Annotated in this window: 17 protein-coding genes; 5 read left to right on the top strand and 12 right to left on the bottom strand. The window is 72.6% G+C overall.

Annotation, left to right across the window (positions count from 1 at the left end; translation table 11 throughout):
* The first annotated feature begins 241 nt into the window (after positions 1–241).
* Entirely contained in the window at positions 242–943 is a 702-nt protein-coding gene (locus tag ABD330_RS16405) for an exonuclease domain-containing protein (RefSeq protein ID WP_344465570.1), read from the top strand.
* Positions 944–1011: 68 nt separating this feature from the next.
* On the opposite strand, the gene ABD330_RS16410 is transcribed toward ABD330_RS16405, so the two are convergent.
* The 3 genes from ABD330_RS16410 to ABD330_RS16420 all read right to left on the bottom strand — a co-directional run bounded on the left by ABD330_RS16410 (position 1012) and on the right by ABD330_RS16420 (position 5262).
* Complete coding sequence (locus ABD330_RS16410) at positions 1012–1902, bottom strand: polysaccharide deacetylase family protein (RefSeq protein ID WP_344465572.1); 891 nt, start codon at positions 1900–1902, stop codon at positions 1012–1014.
* Positions 1903–2053: 151 nt separating this feature from the next.
* Positions 2054–2938 carry a phosphotransferase gene (locus ABD330_RS16415; protein WP_344465574.1) on the bottom strand — a complete coding sequence of 295 codons (885 nt, stop codon included), beginning with the start codon at positions 2936–2938 and terminating at the stop codon, positions 2054–2056.
* 143 nt (positions 2939–3081) lie between these two features.
* Positions 3082–5262, bottom strand: coding sequence for an MMPL family transporter (locus tag ABD330_RS16420; RefSeq protein WP_344465797.1), 2181 nt, complete (start codon positions 5260–5262; stop codon positions 3082–3084).
* Positions 5263–5789: 527 nt separating this feature from the next.
* On the opposite strand from ABD330_RS16420, the gene ABD330_RS16425 reads away from it, so the two are divergent.
* From ABD330_RS16425 to ABD330_RS16435, 3 genes are all read left to right on the top strand, one after another.
* Complete coding sequence (locus tag ABD330_RS16425; RefSeq protein ID WP_344465576.1) at positions 5790–7973, top strand: MMPL family transporter; 2184 nt, start codon at positions 5790–5792, stop codon at positions 7971–7973.
* A gap of 348 nt (positions 7974–8321) precedes the next feature.
* Entirely contained in the window at positions 8322–8525 is a 204-nt protein-coding gene (locus ABD330_RS16430) for a cold-shock protein (RefSeq protein ID WP_344465578.1), read from the top strand.
* Positions 8526–8741: 216 nt separating this feature from the next.
* Positions 8742–10493, top strand: coding sequence for a DEAD/DEAH box helicase (locus ABD330_RS16435; protein ID WP_344465580.1), 1752 nt, complete (start codon positions 8742–8744; stop codon positions 10491–10493).
* 97 nt (positions 10494–10590) lie between these two features.
* On the opposite strand, the gene ABD330_RS16440 is transcribed toward ABD330_RS16435, so the two are convergent.
* Both ABD330_RS16440 and ABD330_RS16445 read right to left on the bottom strand, forming a co-directional pair.
* Positions 10591–11070, bottom strand: a complete 480-nt coding sequence (locus tag ABD330_RS16440; protein ID WP_344465582.1) for a DUF6328 family protein — start codon at positions 11068–11070, stop codon at positions 10591–10593.
* 42 nt (positions 11071–11112) lie between these two features.
* Positions 11113–11325 (bottom strand): cold-shock protein, encoded by a 213-nt coding sequence (locus tag ABD330_RS16445; RefSeq protein ID WP_344465584.1) that lies wholly within the window; start codon positions 11323–11325, stop codon positions 11113–11115.
* A gap of 179 nt (positions 11326–11504) precedes the next feature.
* Between ABD330_RS16445 and ABD330_RS16450 the strand changes: the two genes are divergently transcribed.
* Complete coding sequence (locus tag ABD330_RS16450) at positions 11505–12020, top strand: hypothetical protein (protein ID WP_344465586.1); 516 nt, start codon at positions 11505–11507, stop codon at positions 12018–12020.
* A gap of 63 nt (positions 12021–12083) precedes the next feature.
* Here the strand turns inward: ABD330_RS16450 and ABD330_RS16455 are convergent, their stop codons facing one another.
* From ABD330_RS16455 to cysC, 7 genes are all read right to left on the bottom strand, one after another.
* Entirely contained in the window at positions 12084–12827 is a 744-nt protein-coding gene (locus ABD330_RS16455; RefSeq protein ID WP_344465588.1) for a sirohydrochlorin chelatase, read from the bottom strand.
* Positions 12828–12838: 11 nt separating this feature from the next.
* A complete protein-coding gene (locus ABD330_RS16460) occupies positions 12839–13738 on the bottom strand; it encodes an ABC transporter permease (protein WP_344465590.1) in 900 nt (299 codons plus the stop codon).
* The gene (locus tag ABD330_RS16465) at positions 13725–14528 is read right to left on the bottom strand and encodes an ABC transporter ATP-binding protein (RefSeq protein WP_344465592.1); all 804 of its coding nucleotides are present in this window, start codon (positions 14526–14528) and stop codon (positions 13725–13727) included. Before ABD330_RS16465 ends, ABD330_RS16460 begins: the two co-directional genes overlap by 14 nt.
* Positions 14529–14675: 147 nt before the next feature.
* The gene (locus ABD330_RS16470; protein ID WP_344465594.1) at positions 14676–15824 is read right to left on the bottom strand and encodes an aliphatic sulfonate ABC transporter substrate-binding protein; all 1149 of its coding nucleotides are present in this window, start codon (positions 15822–15824) and stop codon (positions 14676–14678) included.
* 248 nt (positions 15825–16072) lie between these two features.
* A complete protein-coding gene (locus tag ABD330_RS16475) occupies positions 16073–17425 on the bottom strand; it encodes a sulfate adenylyltransferase subunit 1 (protein ID WP_344465596.1) in 1353 nt (450 codons plus the stop codon).
* A gap of 1 nt (position 17426) precedes the next feature.
* The gene (gene cysD / locus ABD330_RS16480; RefSeq protein WP_344465598.1) at positions 17427–18365 is read right to left on the bottom strand and encodes a sulfate adenylyltransferase subunit CysD; all 939 of its coding nucleotides are present in this window, start codon (positions 18363–18365) and stop codon (positions 17427–17429) included.
* A 208-nt stretch (positions 18366–18573) separates the two neighbouring features.
* A complete protein-coding gene (cysC, locus tag ABD330_RS16485; protein WP_344465799.1) occupies positions 18574–19155 on the bottom strand; it encodes an adenylyl-sulfate kinase in 582 nt (193 codons plus the stop codon).
* Positions 19156–19184 lie beyond the last annotated feature (29 nt).

Here is a 19184-nt window from a genome sequence, read left to right on the forward strand (position 1 = left end):
ACGAGCCGCTGGTCGACTACATCTCACCCACCGGCGGCGGCTACTTCTTCGTCCTGCCCGGCGTCCGGGACGACGCCGACTGGCTCGGCCGCGGGCTCTTCGCCGCCGCCTGACCGCCCCTCCACGGCTCCGGCCCCCGGTCACGACCGGGGGCCGGAGCGCTGCTTTTCTTCCGGCCTGTCACAGGTACCGGCGATGATGGTCCGGATACGACGACCGACGGACGGAAGGACACCCCCACATGAGCTGGTGGAAGGAGCCACTGGTCGGCTTCGATCTGGAGACCACGGGCACCGACCCGGCCGAGTCCCGGATCGTCACCGCCGCGCTGGTCGACACCCTCGGCGGCCATCTGGAGCTGGTCACCAACTGGCTGATCGACCCGGGCGTCCCGATCCCGGCGGAGGCCGCGGCGATCCACGGCATCACCGACGACCAGGTCCGGGCCAAGGGCCGGGGGCCCGCCGAGGCGGTCGAGGAGATAGCCGAGGCGCTCTGCGCCCGGCTGTCGGCGGGGCGGCCGGTGGTCGCCTTCAACGCCCCCTTCGACCTCTCGCTGCTCGACGCCGAGCTGCACCGCCACGGGCTGCCGAGCCTGTCCGAGCGCCTCGGCGGCGAGGTCGGCCCGGTGGTGGACGCCCTGGTGATCGACCGCTCGGTCGACAAGTACCGCAAGGGCTCCCGGACGCTCCAGCACGTCTGCTCGGTCTACGGCGTCGAGTTGGCGGACGCCCACGAGGCCGGCAGCGACGCCCTGGCCGCCGTCCGGGTCGCGGTGGCCCTCGGCGAGCGCTACCCGGCCCAGGTCGGCGGCCTGGCGCCGGCCGAACTGCACCGGCTGCAGGCCGGCTGGTACCGGGACTGGGCCGAGGGGCTGCAGTCCTGGCTCCGCAAGGGCAAGGACGCCGAGGCGGTCGTCGACCGGCGCTGGCCGCTGCGCTAGCCGCCGTGCCGGCCGCTGCGCCGGCTGGGAGGGTGCCGGGCCGCCGCCTTCCGCCAGGGGAGGGCGGGTCAGAGGGCCGGGAAGTCGAAGGTGTAGCCCTGCGCGACCAGCCAGGGGAGCAGTTGGCGCAGGGCCGCGACGGTCTGGGCGCGGTCGCCGCCGCCGTCGTGCATCAGCACGATGCCGCCGGGCCTCAGCTGGTGCTGTACGGCGGCGACGATCGCGGGGGTGCCCGGGCGGGCCCAGTCGCGGGGGTCGACCGTCCAGCCGAGCGGGCGCATGCCGTCCTGGGCGGCGATCAGGCGGTTCTCGGCCGTGAAGTCGCCGCCGGGGGCCCGGAACCACGCCACCTTGGAGCCGGGGCCGCCCGCTGTGGTGATCATGTCCTTGGCGGCCGTGATCTCGTACACCTGCCGGTCGTGCGGCAGGGTGTGCATCGGCTGCGGGTGGTGCACAGTGTGGTCGCAGAGCTGGTGGCCGTCGGCGAGGATCCGCCGGACCACCGCCGCGTACGCGGTGGCCTGCGGGCCGATCTCGCAGAAGGTGGCCCGCACGTGGTACTGCGCGAGCAGGTCGAGGATCTGACCGGTCGCCGGGCCCGGGCCGTCGTCGAAGGTGAGCGCGACGCTGCGGCCGCGGGAGGCGGTGCCGTACACGATCGAGGTCGAGCCGGCCGGAGGCACCGATCGCGGGGAGGGGCTCGCCGAGCGCAGGCCGGGGGCCGGGTCGTCCGAAGGGGCCGACGTGCCGGGCCGGGGCACCGAGGGGGCCGGCGCGCCGGGCCGGGCCACCGACAGCTGCGCCGTCGCGCCGGCGGGCGTGCCGGAGGCCGCGCCGGGCCCGCCGCCCGCCGGGGCGCAGCCGGCGATCAGGGCGGGGGCGAGCAGCGTCGCGAGGCCGTACCGGCGGATGCGTCGGATGTGGTTGTCGAGTGCCGGCCGAGGGCTGGGTATCCGCATCGCGAGGCCTCCTGACGACGTGTCGGCGCCCTTGGGCGGGCGTCTGTGCGCAAGGACGCCGTGGTGCACGAACCGGTTCCGCCCGTCCCGAGCGGTTCCGCGCGGCTCCCGGTGCGCTTCGGTACGGGGGACGCCTACCGGTGGCGACCGGTCAGAAGGGGTACCAGCGAACGGCCGTCTGCCCGTCCCGCAGTGAGTCGACCCGGCGCCGGAACTCGGCCGCCGCCGCCGGATTGCCCGGCACCCGCTGGGCCACCCACGACGCGCTCGCCGTCTCCCGGGCGCCGCGCAGCACGGCGAAGCCGGGCCAGTCCCGGACGTCCCAGCCGTACCCTGCGGTGAACGCCCGGTACTCCTCGGCCGGGACGCCGTAACGGTCCTGGCTCAGGGCGAGCACCACCAGGTCGTGCTCCCGCAGGTCGGCCGAGACGGTCTCCAGGTCGAGCAGGACGGGCCCGTCCGGGCCGACGTGCACGTTGCGCGGCAGCGCGTCCCCGTGGATCACGCCGGGGACCAGCTGCGGCGTCAGCCCGTCCAGCGCGGCGGCGAACTCCTCCTTGCGGTGGCGCAGGAACGCGGCGTCCGCAGGATCGACGTGCCCTTCGGCGGCGGCCAGCCAGCGGTCCACCGGCGCGAGCAGATCGCGCCGCCCGAGCGGGAAGGGCGGCGCGGGCAGCCGGTGCAGGGCCAGCAGCAGCGGGGCGAGGTCGGCGGGGCGGGCCGGGGCCACCGCCGGGGCGAGCCGGTGCCAGAAGGTGACGGGGTGTCCGTCCGCCGTCCACACCCCGGCCAGGTACGGACGGACCACCGGCACGCCCTCCCCGTCCAGCCACCGGGCCACCGCCAGCTCCTGCCCCGCCCGTCCGGCGAGTTCGGCCCCCCGCCCGACCTTGGCGACCACCGCCGGACCCGCGAGCTCGAACACCGCGTTCTCGCCCAGCGCCAGCAACCGGGCACCCGCCGGCTCCGGCAACCCGGCCGCCGCACAGGCGGTGGCCAGCAGGGTCCGGGCGAGCGGTTCGTCGAAGGGCGTCATGTCCCGAAGCTTAGGGACCGGAGCCGCCGGGAGGCCGCGCCGCTCCCGCACCGGCGGCAGCGCCCGGTCCGCTCCCACACGCGTCCTCGGTACCGGACACCCGTGCCGGGGGCCCCGTACCGCAGGGCCCCCGGCGCTGTCCGTCAGTGCGGGACTGTGCTCGTGCGTTCCTCAACCCGCCTGTGCTGTACGGGAGTCCGAGGTCCGGGGTGGCGTTCGGAGCGGCGCCAGTTGCGTTCGCCGAGCAGGCTCATCACCGAGGGGAGCAGGACGCCCCGGATGATCGTGGCGTCGATCAGGACGGCCACCGCGAGGCCGACGCCCATCTGCTTCATGGACTGCATGGAGAGGGTGCCGAAGACCGCGAAGACCGCCACCATGATCGCCGCCGCGCTGGAGACCACCCCGGCCGTGTTGCGGATGCCGTAGGAGACGGCGGCCCGGGTGTCCAGGCCCCGGTCGTGGGCCTCCTTGATCCGGGAGACCACGAACACGTGGTAGTCCATGCTCAGCCCGAAGAGGATCACGAAGAGGAAGAGCGGGACCCAGGACTCGACCGCCCCGGCCCCGGCGGCGCCGAGCAGTGAGGCGCCGACCCCGTGCTGGAAGACCAGGGTGAGCACCCCGTACGCCGCGCCCACCGAGAGCAGGTTGAGCACCACCGCGGTGAGGGCGATGACCGGCGAGCGGAAGGAGGCGAGCATCAGCAGGAAGGCGAAGGCGACCACGAAGCCGAAGACCGGGAGCATGCTGCCCGACATCTGCCGGTTGAAGTCGTACGAGCCCGCCGTGCTGCCGGTGACGGGCGCCTCGGTGCCGGGGACCTTGAGCAGGGTGCCGGGCACCACGTCCTCGCGCAGGCTGCGCAGGGCCGCGGTGCTGGCGGCGTCGTTGCCGGAGCCCGCCAGCGGGACGTCGATGGTGGCGACGTTCTGCGCCTTGTGCAGGGTGACCTGGATCGGGCCGTGCATCCGGCCGCCGGCCAGCGCCTTGGTCCGGAAGTCGGCGATGGCCTGTCGCATCGCGGGGGAGTCGATGTCGGTGGCCTTGACCACGACGGTCGCGGGATCGGGGCTGCCGGGGAAGGCGGCCTGGATCCGGGCCGAGGTGGCGGCCAGCGGGTTGCCCGGGGGCAGCAGCTGCTGGAAGGTCAGGTTGGCGGTGTGCATGGTGAGCAGCGGCGCGGCCAGGCCGAGCAGCAGGCCGCCGGCGAGCACGGTCGCGGCCAGCGGGCGGCGCAGCACGGGGGTGAGGACGGCGTTCCAGATCCGTCCGCCGTCACCCCGGTCGGCCTTGCGGAGCTTGTGCAGGAAGGGCACCCGCCCCTTCTCGACCCGGTCGCCGAGCATCGAGAGCAGGGCGGGCAGCACGGTGAGCGAACCGAGCACGGCGGTGACCACGACGACGATGGTGGCGAAGGACATCGCCTGGAAGTCCGCGATCCCGGTGAGGAACATCCCGGCCATCGCCACCACCACGGTGACACCCGAGACCAGGACCGCCCGGCCCGAGGTCGCGGCGGCGATCCGCAGCGCGGCTTCGGGGGAGTGCCCGGCGGCCCGCTCCTCGCGTTCGCGGCGCAGGTAGAAGAGGCAGTAGTCGACGCCGACGGCGAGTCCGACCAGCAGCATGACCGAACTGGCGTCGTCGCTGGTGTGCAGCAGCCCGCTGCTGAGCGCGACCACCCCGCCGGCCGCGACGAACGCGGTCATCGCCAGCACCACCGGCAGCACGGCGGCGACCAGCGCGCCGAAGGCGATCAGCAGGATGCCGAGGGCGAGCGGCACGGCCGTCCACTCGGCGCTGCTGAAGTCGTTCTTGAACTGGTCCTGGACCCACTTGCCCGAGCTGGCCTCGCCGAGCTCCACCACGGTCAGGTTCCGGTGCCCGGCCTGGACGGCGGCCACCGCGTCGAGCACGGCGGGCACGTTCTTCACCGCCTCCTGGTTGTCGGCGCCCACCACGGTGAACTGCACCAGCGCGGAGTGCCCGTCGGCCGAGACGGCTTTGGTGTCGTACGGGCTGCGCAGGTCGGCGGCCTTGCCGGTGGCGCCGACGGCGGCCACCGCCTGGTCGACCACCGCGCGGAAGGCGGGGTCCTGGGCGGTCAGGGTGGCGCTCTGGACCAGGACGGTCTCACCGGCCGGGCGTTTGATCCCGGCCTCGTCCAGGATCCTGGCGGCGCGGGCGACCTGCCCCGGCATCGATTCGGAGTCGGTGACCGTGGTGCTGCCGTGCGCGCCGCCGAGGTAGGCGGCGAGGACGACGAAGAGCAGCCAGCCGAAGACGGCGGTCTTTCTGTGCTTGGCGCTCCAGGCGCCCATTGCGGCGGCGAGTCCCAGTTTCACGGTGTTCTGTCCCCCCGGGGAGAGCGGCGGCCGGTGGTACGTCCAGGGCCGCCTGCGCTGTCGCCGGGCTGTGGTCCGGCGGTGCAACCGAGCCTAGAAAGAGGGGACTTGGAGCGGGATCCGGCTGGCAGGTGAGTGCCCCCGGTGCTTTCCCCCAGAAAAGGGGTGGGGTTGTCCCTACCCCTCTCAGGGGGCGCTCTCCTTCTTCGGGGCGGCTCCGGGCCGGCCGAGGTCCACCCTGAGGGGGACGAGTCTCCACCCGGAGTACGAGGTGGAAAGGGGTGGGCGCGGGTCAGGATGGGCCGAGGCCGGTTTCCCGGTCTCCAGGGGCTCACACCCGACGGGGGTCGCTTGCCGGGCGGCAAGCAAGCTGCCGTAGGATGCTCACACTTATCACTTACCTGCCGACCGGCTAAGGGCGCACCGCTCTGCCCGGTCCAGCCGTCGCCCGGCTTCCCGTCCCCCCAGGGCTGCGGTGAACCATGCCCAGGAGGCACACGAGCATGTTCCACCGGATAGGACAATTCGTCGTCAGCAAGGCCTGGTGGGTGATCGGGGCCTGGATCATCGCGGCGGTGGCGATCATCGCCACCGCGCCCACGCTGACCGCCCAGACGGACGAGAGCAGTTTCCTGCCCAAGCACTACGAGTCCATCCAGGCCTCGCTGGTGCAGGAGAAGGCGTTCCCCGGCAACTTCACCCCGGCCGCGATGCTGCTCTTCGAGCGTACCGACGGCGGCACCCTGACCACGGCCGACAAGGCGGCCATGGACAAGGTGGTCCAGGGCCTCGGCGACAAGCACGTCAACCTGGTCGAGAAGGTCGTCCCGGTCAGCGCGCAGACCACCTCCAAGGACGGCAAGTACGCCCTCTCCATGATCGCGATGGAGAAGAACTCCGAGCACAAGCCGGAGGCCGGTGACACCGCGAAGCAGCTGCGCGACGACGCCCAGCAGCTCGCCGCGGGCACCGGCCTGAAGGCCCAGCTCGGCGGCACGGCCGCCCAGGTGCTGGACCAGAAGGACTCCTCCGACCTCGCCAACAAGCTGATCGGCATCGGCACGGTGGTGATCATCCTGCTGACGCTGGGGATCATCTTCCGCAGCCCGATCATCGCGCTGCTCCCGGTCTTCCTGATCGCGATCTTCTCGATGGTCGCCAACGGTCTGATCGCGGACGCCAGCAAGCTGTTCGGCCTCCAGGCCGACCCTTCGGTCTCGGCGATCCTCATCGTGGTGCTGTTCGGCGTCGGGACGGACTACTTCCTGTTCCTGATGTTCCGCTACCGCGAGCGGCTGCGGGCCGGTGACGAGCGCAAGCAGGCCATGGTCAACGCGGTCGGCCGGGTCGGCGAGGCGATCGCCTCCGCCGCCGGCGCGGTCATCGTCGCCTTCAGCGTCCTGGTGCTCTCCAGCCTCGGCATGTTCAAGGCGCTCGGCCCCTCGCTGGCCATCGCGGTGGCCGTCACCGCCCTCGCCTCCGTCACCCTGGTGCCGGCCGTGCTCTCGCTGATCCCGGAGCGGGTGCTGTTCTGGCCGTCCAAGGCCTGGCAGCGCGAGCCCCGGAACGCCAAGTTCGCGGTGCTCGGGAACCTCGTCCAGCGCCGCCCGGCCCTGGTCGCGATCGTCTCCGGCGCGCTGATGGTGTTGCTGTCGTTCGCCGCCCTCGGCTACAAGGGCACCTTCGACCTCGCCTCCGGCTCGATGCCGAAGACCAAGGAGTCGATGGTCGTCCAGGACACCATGATGAAGGCGTTCTCGGCCGGTGCCTCGGACCCGAGCCACGTCTACCTCACCAGCACCCAGGACGGCGTCAAGCTCGACCCCGCCTCGCTGGACGGCTACACGGCCGCCCTCGGCAAGGTCGACGGGGTGGCCCAGGTCAACCCGAAGCCGAACCTCAGCAAGGACGGCGCGACGGCGGACTTCACCGTCACGCTCAAGGACGCGCCGGCCACCAACGCCGCCATCGACACCGTCGGCAAGCTCCGCAGCACCGCGCACGCCTCCGCGCCGCAGGGCACCCAGGCGTACGTCGGCGGACAGACCGCCGTCTACAAGGACATCAACACCGCGATGGCCCGCGACTACTCGCTGGTCTTCCCGATCGCGGCACTGCTGATCATGCTGATCCTCGGCCTGCTGCTGCGCAGCGTGGTCGCCCCCTGGTACCTGATGGCGGCGGTCGGCCTCGGCTTCGGCGCCACCGTCGGCGCCACCAGCCTGCTCTTCCAGCACGTGCAGGGCGAGGCCGGCCTGATGTTCATGCTGCCGATGTTCATCTACCTCTTCGTGGTGGCGATCGGCACCGACTACAACATCCTGATGATCGCCCGGCTCCGCGAGGAGGCCGCCGAGGGCCACAGCCCGCGCGAGGCGGCCGGCCTGGCGATCCGGCACGGCGGCCCGACCGTCGCGGCGGCGGGCAGCATCCTCGCCGCGACCTTCGGCACGATGCTGCTGGCCGGTAACTCGCTGTTCAGCCAGATCGGTTTCTCGGTCGCTTTCGGTATCGCCGTCTCGGCCTTCGTGATGGCGCTCTTCTTCACCCCGGCGCTCACCGCGCTGCTCGGCCGGGCGGCCTGGTGGCCCGGTCACGGCGAGGTCTCCGGGCATGCCGAGCCCGCCGGGCTGCACCTCCTCCAGGGCGATGCCCAGGGAGAGCCGGAGCCGGCCGGCCGTCGCTGACGGTCACCACCCGTCACCGGGCTGATTGATCTTCCCTGTGGGGAGACCCGCCCTGGTCAGGGGGCATGCGGACGCTCGCGCCGCGTGCCCCCTTCGGCGTTCTGGTAAACCCGATCCGGGGCAGATCCGCGCTCGGATCTGCGTGAGGAAAACCTCTTCGATCACCCGGGTGCACCGTGCTACAGTCGAAGCAGTTGCAGTTTTGGTTCCCATGAACGTACGTGTGCGCCTGCTGGTACCAACCAACAGGCGCATTTGTTTTGTCCGGTGTTTTGTCTCCGGATGGGGATCGCGGCTACTTGGGGTCCACGAGGTGTGGGCTCTGATGCCCCAGAGAAGGAGACGGTTATGGCTACCGGCGTCGTGAAGTGGTTCAACAGCGAAAAGGGCTTCGGCTTCATCGAGCAGGAGGGTGGCGGCCCGGACGTCTTCGCCCACTACTCGAACATCGCTGCCCAGGGTTTCCGTGAGCTCCTTGAGGGCCAGCACGTCGAGTTCGACGTGACCCAGGGCCAGAAGGGCCCGCAGGCCGAGAACATCCGCGTCATCTGAGTCCAGCTCCACAGCTGACTCACAGCGCGAGGCGAGGGCCCGTACCGCACGGTGCGGGCCTTCGCCCATGCCGCCGAACGGCCGAGGCGGCGCCTCTCGAGATTCCTTCCTGTCGGCCGACCCCATCCCCCAGCCTCCGGCCGGGGGGCCTCCAAGGTCTTCTGCCGCGCGTCCTCGTACCCGCGGCCTTCGGCCGATCAGGAAAGTGAACTCTGCATGTCAGATCAAGCACGCCCGCAGCGCGACCGTTCCGCCGACCGCTCCGGCGGCCGCAGCCAGAGCGGTGGCGGCGCCCAGGCCGGCCGTGGCCGTGGCCGTTCGGGTGCCGGCAGCAGCAGCGGCGGTTTCAGCGACGCCCAGCGGCGCAGCGGCACCAGCAAGGGCGGCCTGCGCAGCGCCGCCGGCAGCACCGGCCGTGGCCGTGGCGGCTCCTCCTCCCGCGAGCGCGCCGTCGAGGCGCCCGCCGACTTCGCCGTCGTCGAGGGCACCCCGGCCCGCCCGCCGGCCGCGACCTTCGCCGAGCTGGAGATGCCCAAGGGCCTGCTCTCGGCGCTGACCCGCGAGGGCGTCACCGAGCCGTTCCCGATCCAGTCGGCCACCCTGCCGGACGCGATCGCCGGGCGCGACGTACTCGGCCGTGGCCGTACCGGCTCCGGCAAGACCCTGGCCTTCGGCCTCGCGCTGCTGGCCCGCACCGCGGGCAAGCGCGCCGACGCCCGCCGTCCGCTGGCCCTCGTCCTGGTGCCGACCCGCGAGCTGGCCCAGCAGGTCACCGACGCCCTGACCCCGTACGCGACCGCCGTGAACCTGCGGATCGCCACCGTGGTCGGCGGGATGTCGATCACCCGGCAGGCCAACGCCGTCCGGCGTGGCGCCGAGGTGCTGGTCGCCACCCCCGGCCGGCTCGACGACCTGATCAACCGCCAGGACGTCCGGCTCGACGACGTGCAGATCACCGTGCTCGACGAGGCCGACCAGATGGCCGACATGGGCTTCCTGCCGCAGGTCACCAAGCTGCTGGAGCAGGTCGCCGAGGGCGGGCAGCGGATGCTGTTCTCCGCCACCCTGGACCGCAACGTGGACCGGCTGGTCCGCCGCTTCCTGACCGACCCGGTGACGCACTCCGTCGACCCGTCGGCCGGCGCGGTGACCACCATGGACCACCACGTGCTCCAGCTCGACGCGGCCGACAAGGCCTCGGTCGCGGCGCACATCGCGGCCCGCGAGGGCGGCGTGATCATGTTCGTGCACACCAAGCACGGCGCCGACCGGCTCGCCAAGCAGCTGCTCGCCACCGGTGTCCGGGCCGCGGCCCTGCACGGCGGCAAGTCGCAGCCGCAGCGCAACCGGACCCTGGAGCAGTTCCGCGAGGGCCAGGTCACCGCGCTGATCGCCACCAACGTGGCGGCCCGTGGCATCCACATCGACGGTCTCGACCTGGTCGTCAACATCGACCCGCCGATCGACCACAAGGACTACCTGCACCGTGGCGGCCGCACCGCCCGGGCCGGCGAGTCCGGCACCGTCGTCACGCTGGTGCTGCCCGAGCAGCGCCGTGACGTCACCAAGCTGATGAGCACCGCCGGCATCCGCCCGACCACCACCAAGGTGCGGCCGGGCGACGTCGAGCTGGCCCGGATCACCGGCGCCCGGACGCCTTCGGGTGTCGCGGTCACCATCGCGGTGCCCGCGGCGGCCGCCCCAGCCCCGGCGGCCGTCGGCGCCCCGCGCCGCCGCCCGGTCAAGCGGTCCGGTCTGCCCGCCGACGTGGACATCAACGGCAACGCCCGCCGCCCCCGCCCCAAGCAGCGGATGGGCGCCGCCGGTGGCGGCACGGCCGGCGGTTCCGGCGGCTCCCGTACGGCGGCCGGCTTCCTCGGCAAGTCCTCGGCCGGTTCCAAGCCGGGCTCCGGCTCGCGCAGCGGTTCCAACTACGCCACCGGCCGCCAGCGTCGCAAGACCGACTGACCTCAGAGCGACCGAACAACGCCGCAGGGGCGCCGGATCCACGGGATCCGGCGCCCCTGCGGCGTTCCCGCCGTCGGCTGCCGTCAGCCGTGGGCGGCTACGGACGGCGCAGCGCCCAGGGCAGGACGAACCAGAGCCCGGTGAACATCAGCGCGGTGGCCGCCGTGATCGCCACGGCCGCCGGGCGGCCCAGCACGACGTCCATCAGCAGCAGCACGGCGCCGTTGAGCGCCAGCGCGAGGAAGAGCAGTCCGGCCAGGGTGAAGCGGGCGGACAGGGCCACGATCCGGCGTTTGGCACCCCGGTGGAACAGGCCGCGGTGCACGGCGACGGGCGTGGCGAGGACCGCCGAGGCGACGACCGTGAGCAGCAGCGTCGTGACGTAGATGTCCTGCTGCGTGTCGTCGAGCTGCGCGAAGCGCGGGGTGAACGCCACCCCGAGCAGGAAGGCGAAGACGATCTGCACACCGGTCTGCAGCACCCGCAGCTCCTGGAGCAGCTCGACCAGGTTCCGGTCGGCCCGTTCGTCGGCCGTTTCGTGGCGCGGCTCCGGGGTGCTCTCCGGTGGTACGGACATGGGTCCCGCTCTCTGCCGGAGCCCGAGCCGGCCGACGGTGGGTCACTCGGCCCGGACCTGTGACGCCTGCATGCCCTTCTGCCCCTGCTCGGGGACGAACGAGACGGCCTGCCCCTCGACGAGGGACTTGAACCCCTCCGACTCGATCGACCTGAAGTGCACGAAGAGGTCCTCCCCGCCACCCTCGGGGGTGATGAAGCCGAACCCCTTCTCGTCGTTGAACCACTTCACTACCCCGCGCTGCCTGTCCGCCATTGCCGCTCCTCAGCTCGCACACCGCTCACCTCGGCCACTACGGGCCGTCACGAACCTGATCATGCCTCGGGCGGCCCGTCGGTAAGCGTCGGGTAACCTGTTCGGCCGCAGTCCGCCCACCCTGTGCCGGTCGGTCCAGGGTGCAGGGCCGGAGCGGGTGACCGAAGGACGGGTACGGGATGGATCAGGGCGCGCGGCTGACCTTGCAGGAGAGCTGCCTCGACGGGCTGCTCGCGGAGCTCGGCCTGGAGTGGGCCGAGGCCGAGGACCCCCGGATCACCGCGCTGGCGGCGCGGCAGCCGCTCTTCCCGCAGTACCACCGGATCGGGCACAAGCGGCAGTTGGCCGTGCAGGCGTTGACCGGGGACCGGGCACTGGTCCAGCGGCACTACGAGCGGGTGCTCGCGGTGCTGGTCCACGACGACGACCCGAACTCGCCGCGCTGGCTGGCCGCCCTGCTGGTACCGGCGATGGGCCGCCGCCGGGTGCTGGAGGACCTGCTCCGGGTGGTCGAGGACGGGACGCCGTACCGGCGGGCCTGCGCGGCGGCGGCCTGGAAGTGGGTGGAGCCGCCGCTCCGGTACGCGAGCGAGGACGCCCTGCGGGCCGGGCGTCCGACGCCCAGCAGCCTCGCGGAGCGGGCGGCGTTCGCCGATCTGGAGCAGCGGTTCCGCGAGGGGTGCGCGCGGCTGTAGCCCTCGGGGGGCTCTCCCGGGACGGGTCCGGGGCCGTCGCTCCGCCGCCTGCCCCTGGCCGGGTCAGGCGCTGAGCGCGGTCACGGCCGGGAGCGCGAGGCGGGCCCGGTCGTAGCGGTGCAGCAGCAGGCGGGCGATCTCGGGGGCCGCGCCGAGGACGGGGGCGACGAGGTCGGCGGAGCCCGCGGCGGCGGCGATCCGGTCCGGCAGGACTCCCGGTGCCAGCAGGTACGGTGCGACGGCGACCTGCCGGACGTCCGGGCGGGCGCGCAGGGCCGAGACGGCGTCGGGCACCTGCGGGGGAGTGGCCGAGGCGTACGCGACCTCTACGGCGGCCCAGCCGCGGGTGCGCCGCCACTCGGCGGCGACCGCGCGGGTGGCGGCGTTGGCGGCCCGGTCCGAGGATCCGGCGGCGGCCAGCACGACTCCGGTACGGGCCCGCACGGCGGCGGAGCGGACGTCGAGCCCGGTCTCGGCGAGCCGCCGGTCGAGTGCGTCGAGCAGCAGCGGCGAGGGGCCGAGCACGTCCGCGAGCGGGAGGTCGGCGCCGGCCGCCCGCAGCGCGGCCGGGATGTCGCTCTTGGCGTGGAAGGCCCGCCCGAGCAGCAGCGGTACGGCCACCGCGTCGTCGAGCCGGCCGAGCACCTGCGGGATCCGCGGCGCGCAGTGCTCCAGGTACGCGGTGGCGGTCTCCAGCGAGGGCCGCAGCAGCCGGAGCCGTCCGGCCAGCGCCTCCACGGTGGCGGCGTGCCGGGCGTCCCGGCTGCCGTGCGCGATCAGCAGCAGAGCGGGCTGGGAGCTGTCCATCTGCCGTGCCCTCAGCGGTTGTTGGCCAGGAGGCCGCGGCTGCGCAGCACGCGGCGCTCGACGGGTGTGAAGACCAGCAGGTCGATCGCGATGCCGACGAACAGGATCAGGATGATGCCGAGCAGCACGCCGGCCATGTCGTTGGACTCGCGCTGGTTCTCCAGGTACCGGCCGAGGCCGAGGCCCAGGTCGGGGGAGGAGGCGACGAGTTCGGCGGCCATCAGCGAGCGCCAGGAGAAGGCCCAGCCCTGCTTGAGGCCGGCCAGGTAGCCGGGGAGGGCGGCGGGCAGCAGGACGTGCCGGGCGCCGGCGAACCCGGTGGCGCCCATCGTCCGTCCGGCGCGCAGGAAGAGCGGCGGCACCTGGTCGATGCCGGCCACCAGGCCGTTGGCGATGGAGGGGACGGCGCCGAGCAGGATGACGGCGAACATCATCTGGTTGTTGATGCCGAGCCAGATGACGGCGGCGGGCACCCAGGCGACCGAGGGCAGCGACTGGAGGCCGGAGAGGATCGGGCCGATCGCGGTGCGGACCGGCTTGACCCGGGCGACCAGCAGGCCGATCGGGGTGCCGATCACCACGGCGGCGGCGAAGCCGGAGACGCCGCGCCACAGGCTGGTCCAGATGATGTCGAAGAGCGTCCCCGCCTGCCAGAGGTCGACCACGCTCTGCCAGACCATGCCCGGGCTCGGCAGCTTGTAGGAGTCGGTGACCTTCAGCGCGAAGGCGAGCTGCCAGGCGCCGAGCACCAGCAGGACGGCCAGGACGGGCGGCAGCACCTTCTTGCGCAGCGTCTCGGTGAGCGGGACGCGGGGCAGGACGACGGCGTCCAGGGCGTCGAGGCCCGCGCCCAGGTCGTCGGGCGGGGTCTCCTTGGCCAGGGAGGGCGCGGAGGTGTCAGTGCTGGACATGGCGGCGGATCTCCCCACGCAGTTCTTCGGTGATCTCGATGGAAAGGTCCGCGACGCCGGCCGACTCGATCCGGCGCGGCTGCGGCAGGTCGATCTTCCACTCGCGGGCGACCCGGCCGGGGCGGGAGGAGAGCAGCACCACGCGCTGGGCGAGGCGGACGGCCTCGCGCACGTTGTGGGTGACGAACAGGACGGTGAGCTTGCGCTCGGCCCAGATCCGGGTGATCTCGTCGTGCAGCACGTCCCGGGTGATGGCGTCGAGCGCGGCGAACGGCTCGTCCATCAGCAGCACGTTGCTGCCCTGCGCGAGCGAGCGGGCGAGCGCGACGCGCTGGCGCATGCCGCCGGAGAGCTCGTGCACCCGCTTGCCGTACGAGCCGCCGAGCCGGACCAGCTCCAGCAGGCGCTCGGCCTCGGCGCGGCGCCCGGCGCGCGGGACGCCGGCCAGGCGCAGCGCCAGCTCGATGTTGCGGCCGGCCGTGAGCCACGGGAAGAGCGCGTGCTCCTGGAACATCAGCGCGGGCCGGGCGCCGGGGACCTCGATGGTGCCGGCGGTGGGCCGGTCGAGTCCGGCGACCAGGTTGAGCAGGGTGGACTTGCCGCAGCCGGAGGCGCCGAGCAGGGTGACGAACTCGCCGGGGGCGACATCGAGGCAGATGTCGTCGATCACGTGGTTGGCGGCGCCGGGGCGGCCGAAGGACTTGTGCACGTGCGAGATCCGGATGGCGGGCGGGCCGTCCGGCGCCTCGACGCGGGGGGCGTCTTCCGAGATGGTCAGTGCCTGGGACATCTGGGCACCTCCTGCTGTGAGTGGTCCGGCGGGTCGGGAAGGTCTGGGGCCGGGGTCCGGCCCCGCCGCGCCTCGCGATTGGGCATCGACAGAGGCGGGGCGGGGAGCCGGACCGCGGAGCTTGCGGGAACCGCTACCCGGTGGGGGTCACTTCGCGCCGAGGCCGGCGTCCGCGACGGCGGGCTGGCCCTTCGCGGCGAGGACCTTGTCGAGCAGCGTCAGGTCGTAGATCCCGGTCAGGACGGGCTTCTTGAGCAGACCGGCGGTGACCGCGTGGTCGGCCTCGGACTGCAGGGTGCCGGCCAGCGGGTCGTCCAGGAAGTCGATGCTCTGCCAGGCCGGGTCGAGGACGGCCGGCTCCAGCGCGGCGCCCCCGGTGGCCTTGATCGCGTCGTTGGCGTCGGTCTTGGCCTTGTCCGGGTTGGCCTTGATGAAGGCGTTGGTGTTCACCGAGCCGCGCAGTACGGCCTCGACGACGTCCGGGTGCTCCTTGAGGAACTTCTGCGAGACGACGATGTTGGTGATCACGAACTTCTTGTCCGGCCAGAGGTCCTTCTCGTCCAGCAGGACCTTCGCGCCGAGGGTGACCAGCTTGGAGGCGGTCGGCTCGGGCACCCAGGCGCCGTCGATCGCACCGGACTTGTACGCGTCCGGGGTGACCTTGTTGTCGGTGCGCAGCACCGAGACGTCGCCCTTGCCCGACTGCGGGTCCTCCTTGAAGCCCTTGCCCGCCAGGTAGTTGAGCAGGGCCACGTCCTGGGTGTTGCCGAGCTGCGGGGTGGCTATCTTCTTGCCCTTGAGGTCGTCCAGGGACGTGACCTTGGAGGGGTTGACCACCAGCTTGACGCCGCCGGACGCCGAACCGCCGATGATCTTCAGGTCCTCCCCGTTCGACTTGACGTAGCCGTTGATCGCCGGGGACGGCCCGACCCAGCCGATGTCGATCGAGCCGGCGTTCAGCGCCTCGATCTCGGCCGGACCGGCGTTGAAGACCTGGGTCTTGACCTGGGTCGCGCCGAGCTCCTTCTGGAACAGGCCCTCCTTCAGCCCGACCAGCGGAGTCCCGTGGGTCAGGTTGGCGAAGTAGCCGATCTTCACCGAGTCGGCGGAGAGCTTCACGCCGGAGGTGGCGGCGGCCGGGGCAGCCGCCGCGCTGTCGCTGCTCTTCGAGCCGTAGCCGCAGGCGCTCAGCAGGCTGACGGCGGTCAGAGCGGCGGTCACCGCGACGGCGGACCGTCTGATCCGGCCGGAGCCGAGGCGGGTGACGATATGCGGGAAGGCGGAGTGCGGTGCCATCGGAGTCGTCCTGTTCATGGAGGTCCCGCGCCGTCAGGGGTGCGGGCCGGTGAAGGAAGCGGCAGTTGCGGTGCGTCGGCATCGTGATGCCGGGCAAGCCGGGCGGTCAGGGGAGCGACGGCCCGGTGACAGGGGTCAGCGCCCCTGTCCGCCCGCACATCGGGTCAGTCCGCCCAGGCCGCTGCCCAGGGCGCCGCTGCCGATGCGGCCGCCTTCCTTGTCCATGTCCGAGAACGCCTCGCTGGGCATCAGACCCAGTCCTCCTCTGCGGCCGGGGCCGCTACGGTCCGGAAGGACTCGCCCGCCATGCCGGCGGTGAGGGTGGTGCCGTCGGCCGGGTCGATCAGGAGGAAGGACCCGGTCCGGCGGTTCTGCGTGTAGCCGTCCAGTGCCAGCGGCTCGCTGGTGCGCAGCACCACCCGGCCGATGTCGTTGACGCTCAACCCCTCGGCGCCGGAGCGCTGTTCGAGGGTGTCGATGTCGATCCGGTACGAGATCTCCTTGACCAGCGCGCGCACCGTGCGGGTGGTGTGCTTGAGCAGCACCTTGTCCCCGGCCCGCAGCGGGCGCTCGTGCAGGTGGCTCACCGTGGCGACGACGTCCTTGGTGGGCGCCGCCGTCGGGCCGGAGGCGATCAGGTCGCCGCGCGAGACGTCGATGTCCTCGGTGAGGCGGACGGTGACCGACTGCGGGGCCCAGGCGATGTCGGTCTCCCGGCCGAGCGCGTCGATGCCCGCGATCGTCGTGGTGTGCCCGGAGGGCAGCACCGTGACGGTGTCGCCGGTGCGCAGCACGCCGGAGGCCAACTGGCCCGCGTAGCCCCGGTAGTCGGGGTGCTGCTCGCTCTGCGGGCGGATCACGTACTGGACCGGGAACCGGGCCGGCTCGCCGCTCGGGTCGGAACCGACCGGGACGGTCTCCAGGTGCTCCAGCAGGGTGGGGCCGCCGTACCAGTCCATGTGCGCGGACGGTTCCACCACGTTGTCGCCGGCCAGCGCGGAGATCGGGACGGCGACGATGTCGCCGATGCCCAGCGAGGCCGCGTACGCGGTGAACTCGGCGGCGATCGCCGCGAAGACGGGCTCCGCGTAGTCCACCAGGTCCATCTTGTTCACGGCCAGCACCACGTGCGGGACGCGCAGCAGCGCGGCGACGGCCGCGTGCCGGCGGGTCTGCTCGACCACGCCGTTGCGGGCGTCGACCAGGACCACGGCGAGCTCGGCGGTGGAGGCGCCGGTCACCATGTTGCGGGTGTACTGCACGTGCCCGGGGGTGTCGGCGAGGATGAACCGCCGCCTGGCGGTGGCGAAGTAGCGGTACGCCACGTCGATGGTGATGCCCTGCTCGCGTTCGGCCCGCAGGCCGTCGGTGAGCAGCGCCAGGTCCGGCGCCGCCTGCCCGCGGCCCAGGGACACCCGCTCGACGGCCTCCAACTGGTCGGCCAGCACCGACTTGGAGTCGTGCAGCAGGCGGCCGACCAGGGTGGACTTGCCGTCGTCCACCGAGCCGGCGGTGGCGAAGCGCAGCAGCGCGGTGGCCGAGGCCTCCTCGCCGAAGGGGTCGTTGGACGTCACGTCGTCGACAGTCAGGTTGGTCGTCATCTTAGAAGTACCCCTCGCGCTTGCGGTCTTCCATGGCGGCCTCGGACACCTTGTCGTCCGCCCGGGTGGCGCCGCGTTCGGTCAGGCGGCTGGCGGCGATCTCGGTGATCACGTCGGCGATGGTCGCCGCGTCCGAGTCGACCGCGCCGGTGCAGGACATGTCGCCGACCGTGCGGTAGCGCACCAGGCGCCGCTCGGTGGTCTCGCCCTCCTTGGGGCCGCCCCACTCGCCGGCGGTCAGCCACATGCCGCTGCGCGCGAACACCTCGCGCTCGTGGGCGTAGTAGATCCCGGGGAGCTCGATGCCCTCCCGCTCGATGTACTGCCAGACGTCCAGCTCGGTCCAGTTGGAGAGCGGGAAGACCCGGACGTGCTCGCCGACCGCGTGCCTGCCGTTGTAGAGCGACCACAGCTCGGGGCGCTGGCGGCGCGGGTCCCAGGCGCCGAACTCGTCGCGCAGCGAGAAGACGCGCTCCTTGGCGCGGGCCTTCTCCTCGTCCCGGCGGCCGCCGCCGAAGACCGCGTCGAAGCGGTTCTTCTCGATGCCGTCCAGCAGCGGCACGGTCTGCAGCGGGTTGCGCAGGCCGTCCGGGCGCTCGCGCAGCCGGCCGTCGTCGATGAAGTCCTGGACGTGCGCCACGTGCAGGCGCAGGTTGTGCTGCGCCACCGCGCGGTCGCGGTAGGCGAGCACCTCGGGGAAGTTGTGCCCGGTGTCCACGTGCAGCAGCGAGAACGGCACCGCCGCCGGGTGGAAGGCCTTCAGCGCCAGGTGCAGCATGACGATGGAGTCCTTGCCGCCGGAGAACAGGATCACCGGACGCTCGAACTCCCCCGCCACCTCGCGGAAGATGTGGACGGACTCCGCCTCCAGCGCGTCCAGGTGCGACAGCGCGTAGGGGTTCTCCGACGCCTCGGTCAGGATATGGGTCGCGGTCGTCATGCGAGACTCCTAACGCTCCGCTTAGCGATGGTAAGCTCTGCGTGTCCGGTCGGCTGGCTGGATCTACCGCCGGGCTGGCGGGAAGTGAGGCCTGTGGAGCTGGTGTAAGACCTCGGCTTGGGTTCGTCCCGGGGGCTGTCGGTGGTGAAGCAGGAAGATTCTCCGGGCAACCGGGGGAGACTCCGCTTCTTCGGGGGCGGGGTGGAGGTCAAGCCAGGCCCCTCGTCGTCAGCAGGGCGTGCAGCGCGGTGGCCGATTCGGCCACCGACTGTGCCTGGGTCTCGATGCGGAGCTCCGGTGCGACCGGCGCCTCGTACGGGTCGTCGACACCGGTGAGGTGCGCGATCTCGCCCGCCGCCTGCTTGGCGTACAGGCCCTTGACGTCACGCTCCGAGCAGACCTCGACCGGCGTGGCGACGTGGATCTCCAGGAACTCCGTACCGGCCACCGCGTGCTGGTCGCGGACGGCCGCGCGGGAGTCGGCGTACGGGGCGATGACCGGGGCCAGCACCTTCACTCCGTGCGAGGCCAGCTTCTGCGCGACGAAGCCGATCCGGGTCACGTTGGTGTGCCGGTCCTCGCGGCTGAACCCCAGCCCCTTGGACAGGAACTCGCGGATCTCGTCACCGTCCAGGACCTCGACCCGGTGGCCCTCGGCGCGCAGCCGCTCGGCCAGGGCGAAGGCCAGCGTGGTCTTTCCCGCGCTGGGCAGCCCGGTCAGCCACACCGTGGCGCCGCGCTCGCAGGGGCCGGCTGCGGGGGCCGCCCCTGCGGCTCCGCCGGCGGCCAGTGTGTCTGTGGTCACGGTGAACTCTCCTG

The organism is Kitasatospora kazusensis, assembly GCF_039529945.1.
In the GTDB taxonomy this organism is placed as follows: domain Bacteria; phylum Actinomycetota; class Actinomycetes; order Streptomycetales; family Streptomycetaceae; genus Kitasatospora; species Kitasatospora kazusensis.

What these genes read in the sequence shown, in the direction of transcription:
- ABD330_RS16405 (WP_344465570.1), top strand. Translation starts at nt 242, where the DNA reads ATGAGCTGGTGGAAGGAGCCACTGGTCGGCTTCGATCTGGAGACCACG.
- ABD330_RS16410 (WP_344465572.1), bottom strand. Translation starts at nt 1,902, where the DNA reads ATGCGGATACCCAGCCCTCGGCCGGCACTCGACAACCACATCCGACGC.
- ABD330_RS16415 (WP_344465574.1), bottom strand. Translation starts at nt 2,938, where the DNA reads ATGACGCCCTTCGACGAACCGCTCGCCCGGACCCTGCTGGCCACCGCC.
- ABD330_RS16420 (WP_344465797.1), bottom strand. Translation starts at nt 5,262, where the DNA reads ATGGGCGCCTGGAGCGCCAAGCACAGAAAGACCGCCGTCTTCGGCTGG.
- ABD330_RS16425 (WP_344465576.1), top strand. Translation starts at nt 5,790, where the DNA reads ATGTTCCACCGGATAGGACAATTCGTCGTCAGCAAGGCCTGGTGGGTG.
- ABD330_RS16430 (WP_344465578.1), top strand. Translation starts at nt 8,322, where the DNA reads ATGGCTACCGGCGTCGTGAAGTGGTTCAACAGCGAAAAGGGCTTCGGC.
- ABD330_RS16435 (WP_344465580.1), top strand. Translation starts at nt 8,742, where the DNA reads ATGTCAGATCAAGCACGCCCGCAGCGCGACCGTTCCGCCGACCGCTCC.
- ABD330_RS16440 (WP_344465582.1), bottom strand. Translation starts at nt 11,070, where the DNA reads ATGTCCGTACCACCGGAGAGCACCCCGGAGCCGCGCCACGAAACGGCC.
- ABD330_RS16445 (WP_344465584.1), bottom strand. Translation starts at nt 11,325, where the DNA reads ATGGCGGACAGGCAGCGCGGGGTAGTGAAGTGGTTCAACGACGAGAAG.
- ABD330_RS16450 (WP_344465586.1), top strand. Translation starts at nt 11,505, where the DNA reads ATGGATCAGGGCGCGCGGCTGACCTTGCAGGAGAGCTGCCTCGACGGG.
- ABD330_RS16455 (WP_344465588.1), bottom strand. Translation starts at nt 12,827, where the DNA reads ATGGACAGCTCCCAGCCCGCTCTGCTGCTGATCGCGCACGGCAGCCGG.
- ABD330_RS16460 (WP_344465590.1), bottom strand. Translation starts at nt 13,738, where the DNA reads ATGTCCAGCACTGACACCTCCGCGCCCTCCCTGGCCAAGGAGACCCCG.
- ABD330_RS16465 (WP_344465592.1), bottom strand. Translation starts at nt 14,528, where the DNA reads ATGTCCCAGGCACTGACCATCTCGGAAGACGCCCCCCGCGTCGAGGCG.
- ABD330_RS16470 (WP_344465594.1), bottom strand. Translation starts at nt 15,824, where the DNA reads ATGGCACCGCACTCCGCCTTCCCGCATATCGTCACCCGCCTCGGCTCC.
- ABD330_RS16475 (WP_344465596.1), bottom strand. Translation starts at nt 17,425, where the DNA reads ATGACGACCAACCTGACTGTCGACGACGTGACGTCCAACGACCCCTTC.
- cysD (WP_344465598.1), bottom strand. Translation starts at nt 18,365, where the DNA reads ATGACGACCGCGACCCATATCCTGACCGAGGCGTCGGAGAACCCCTAC.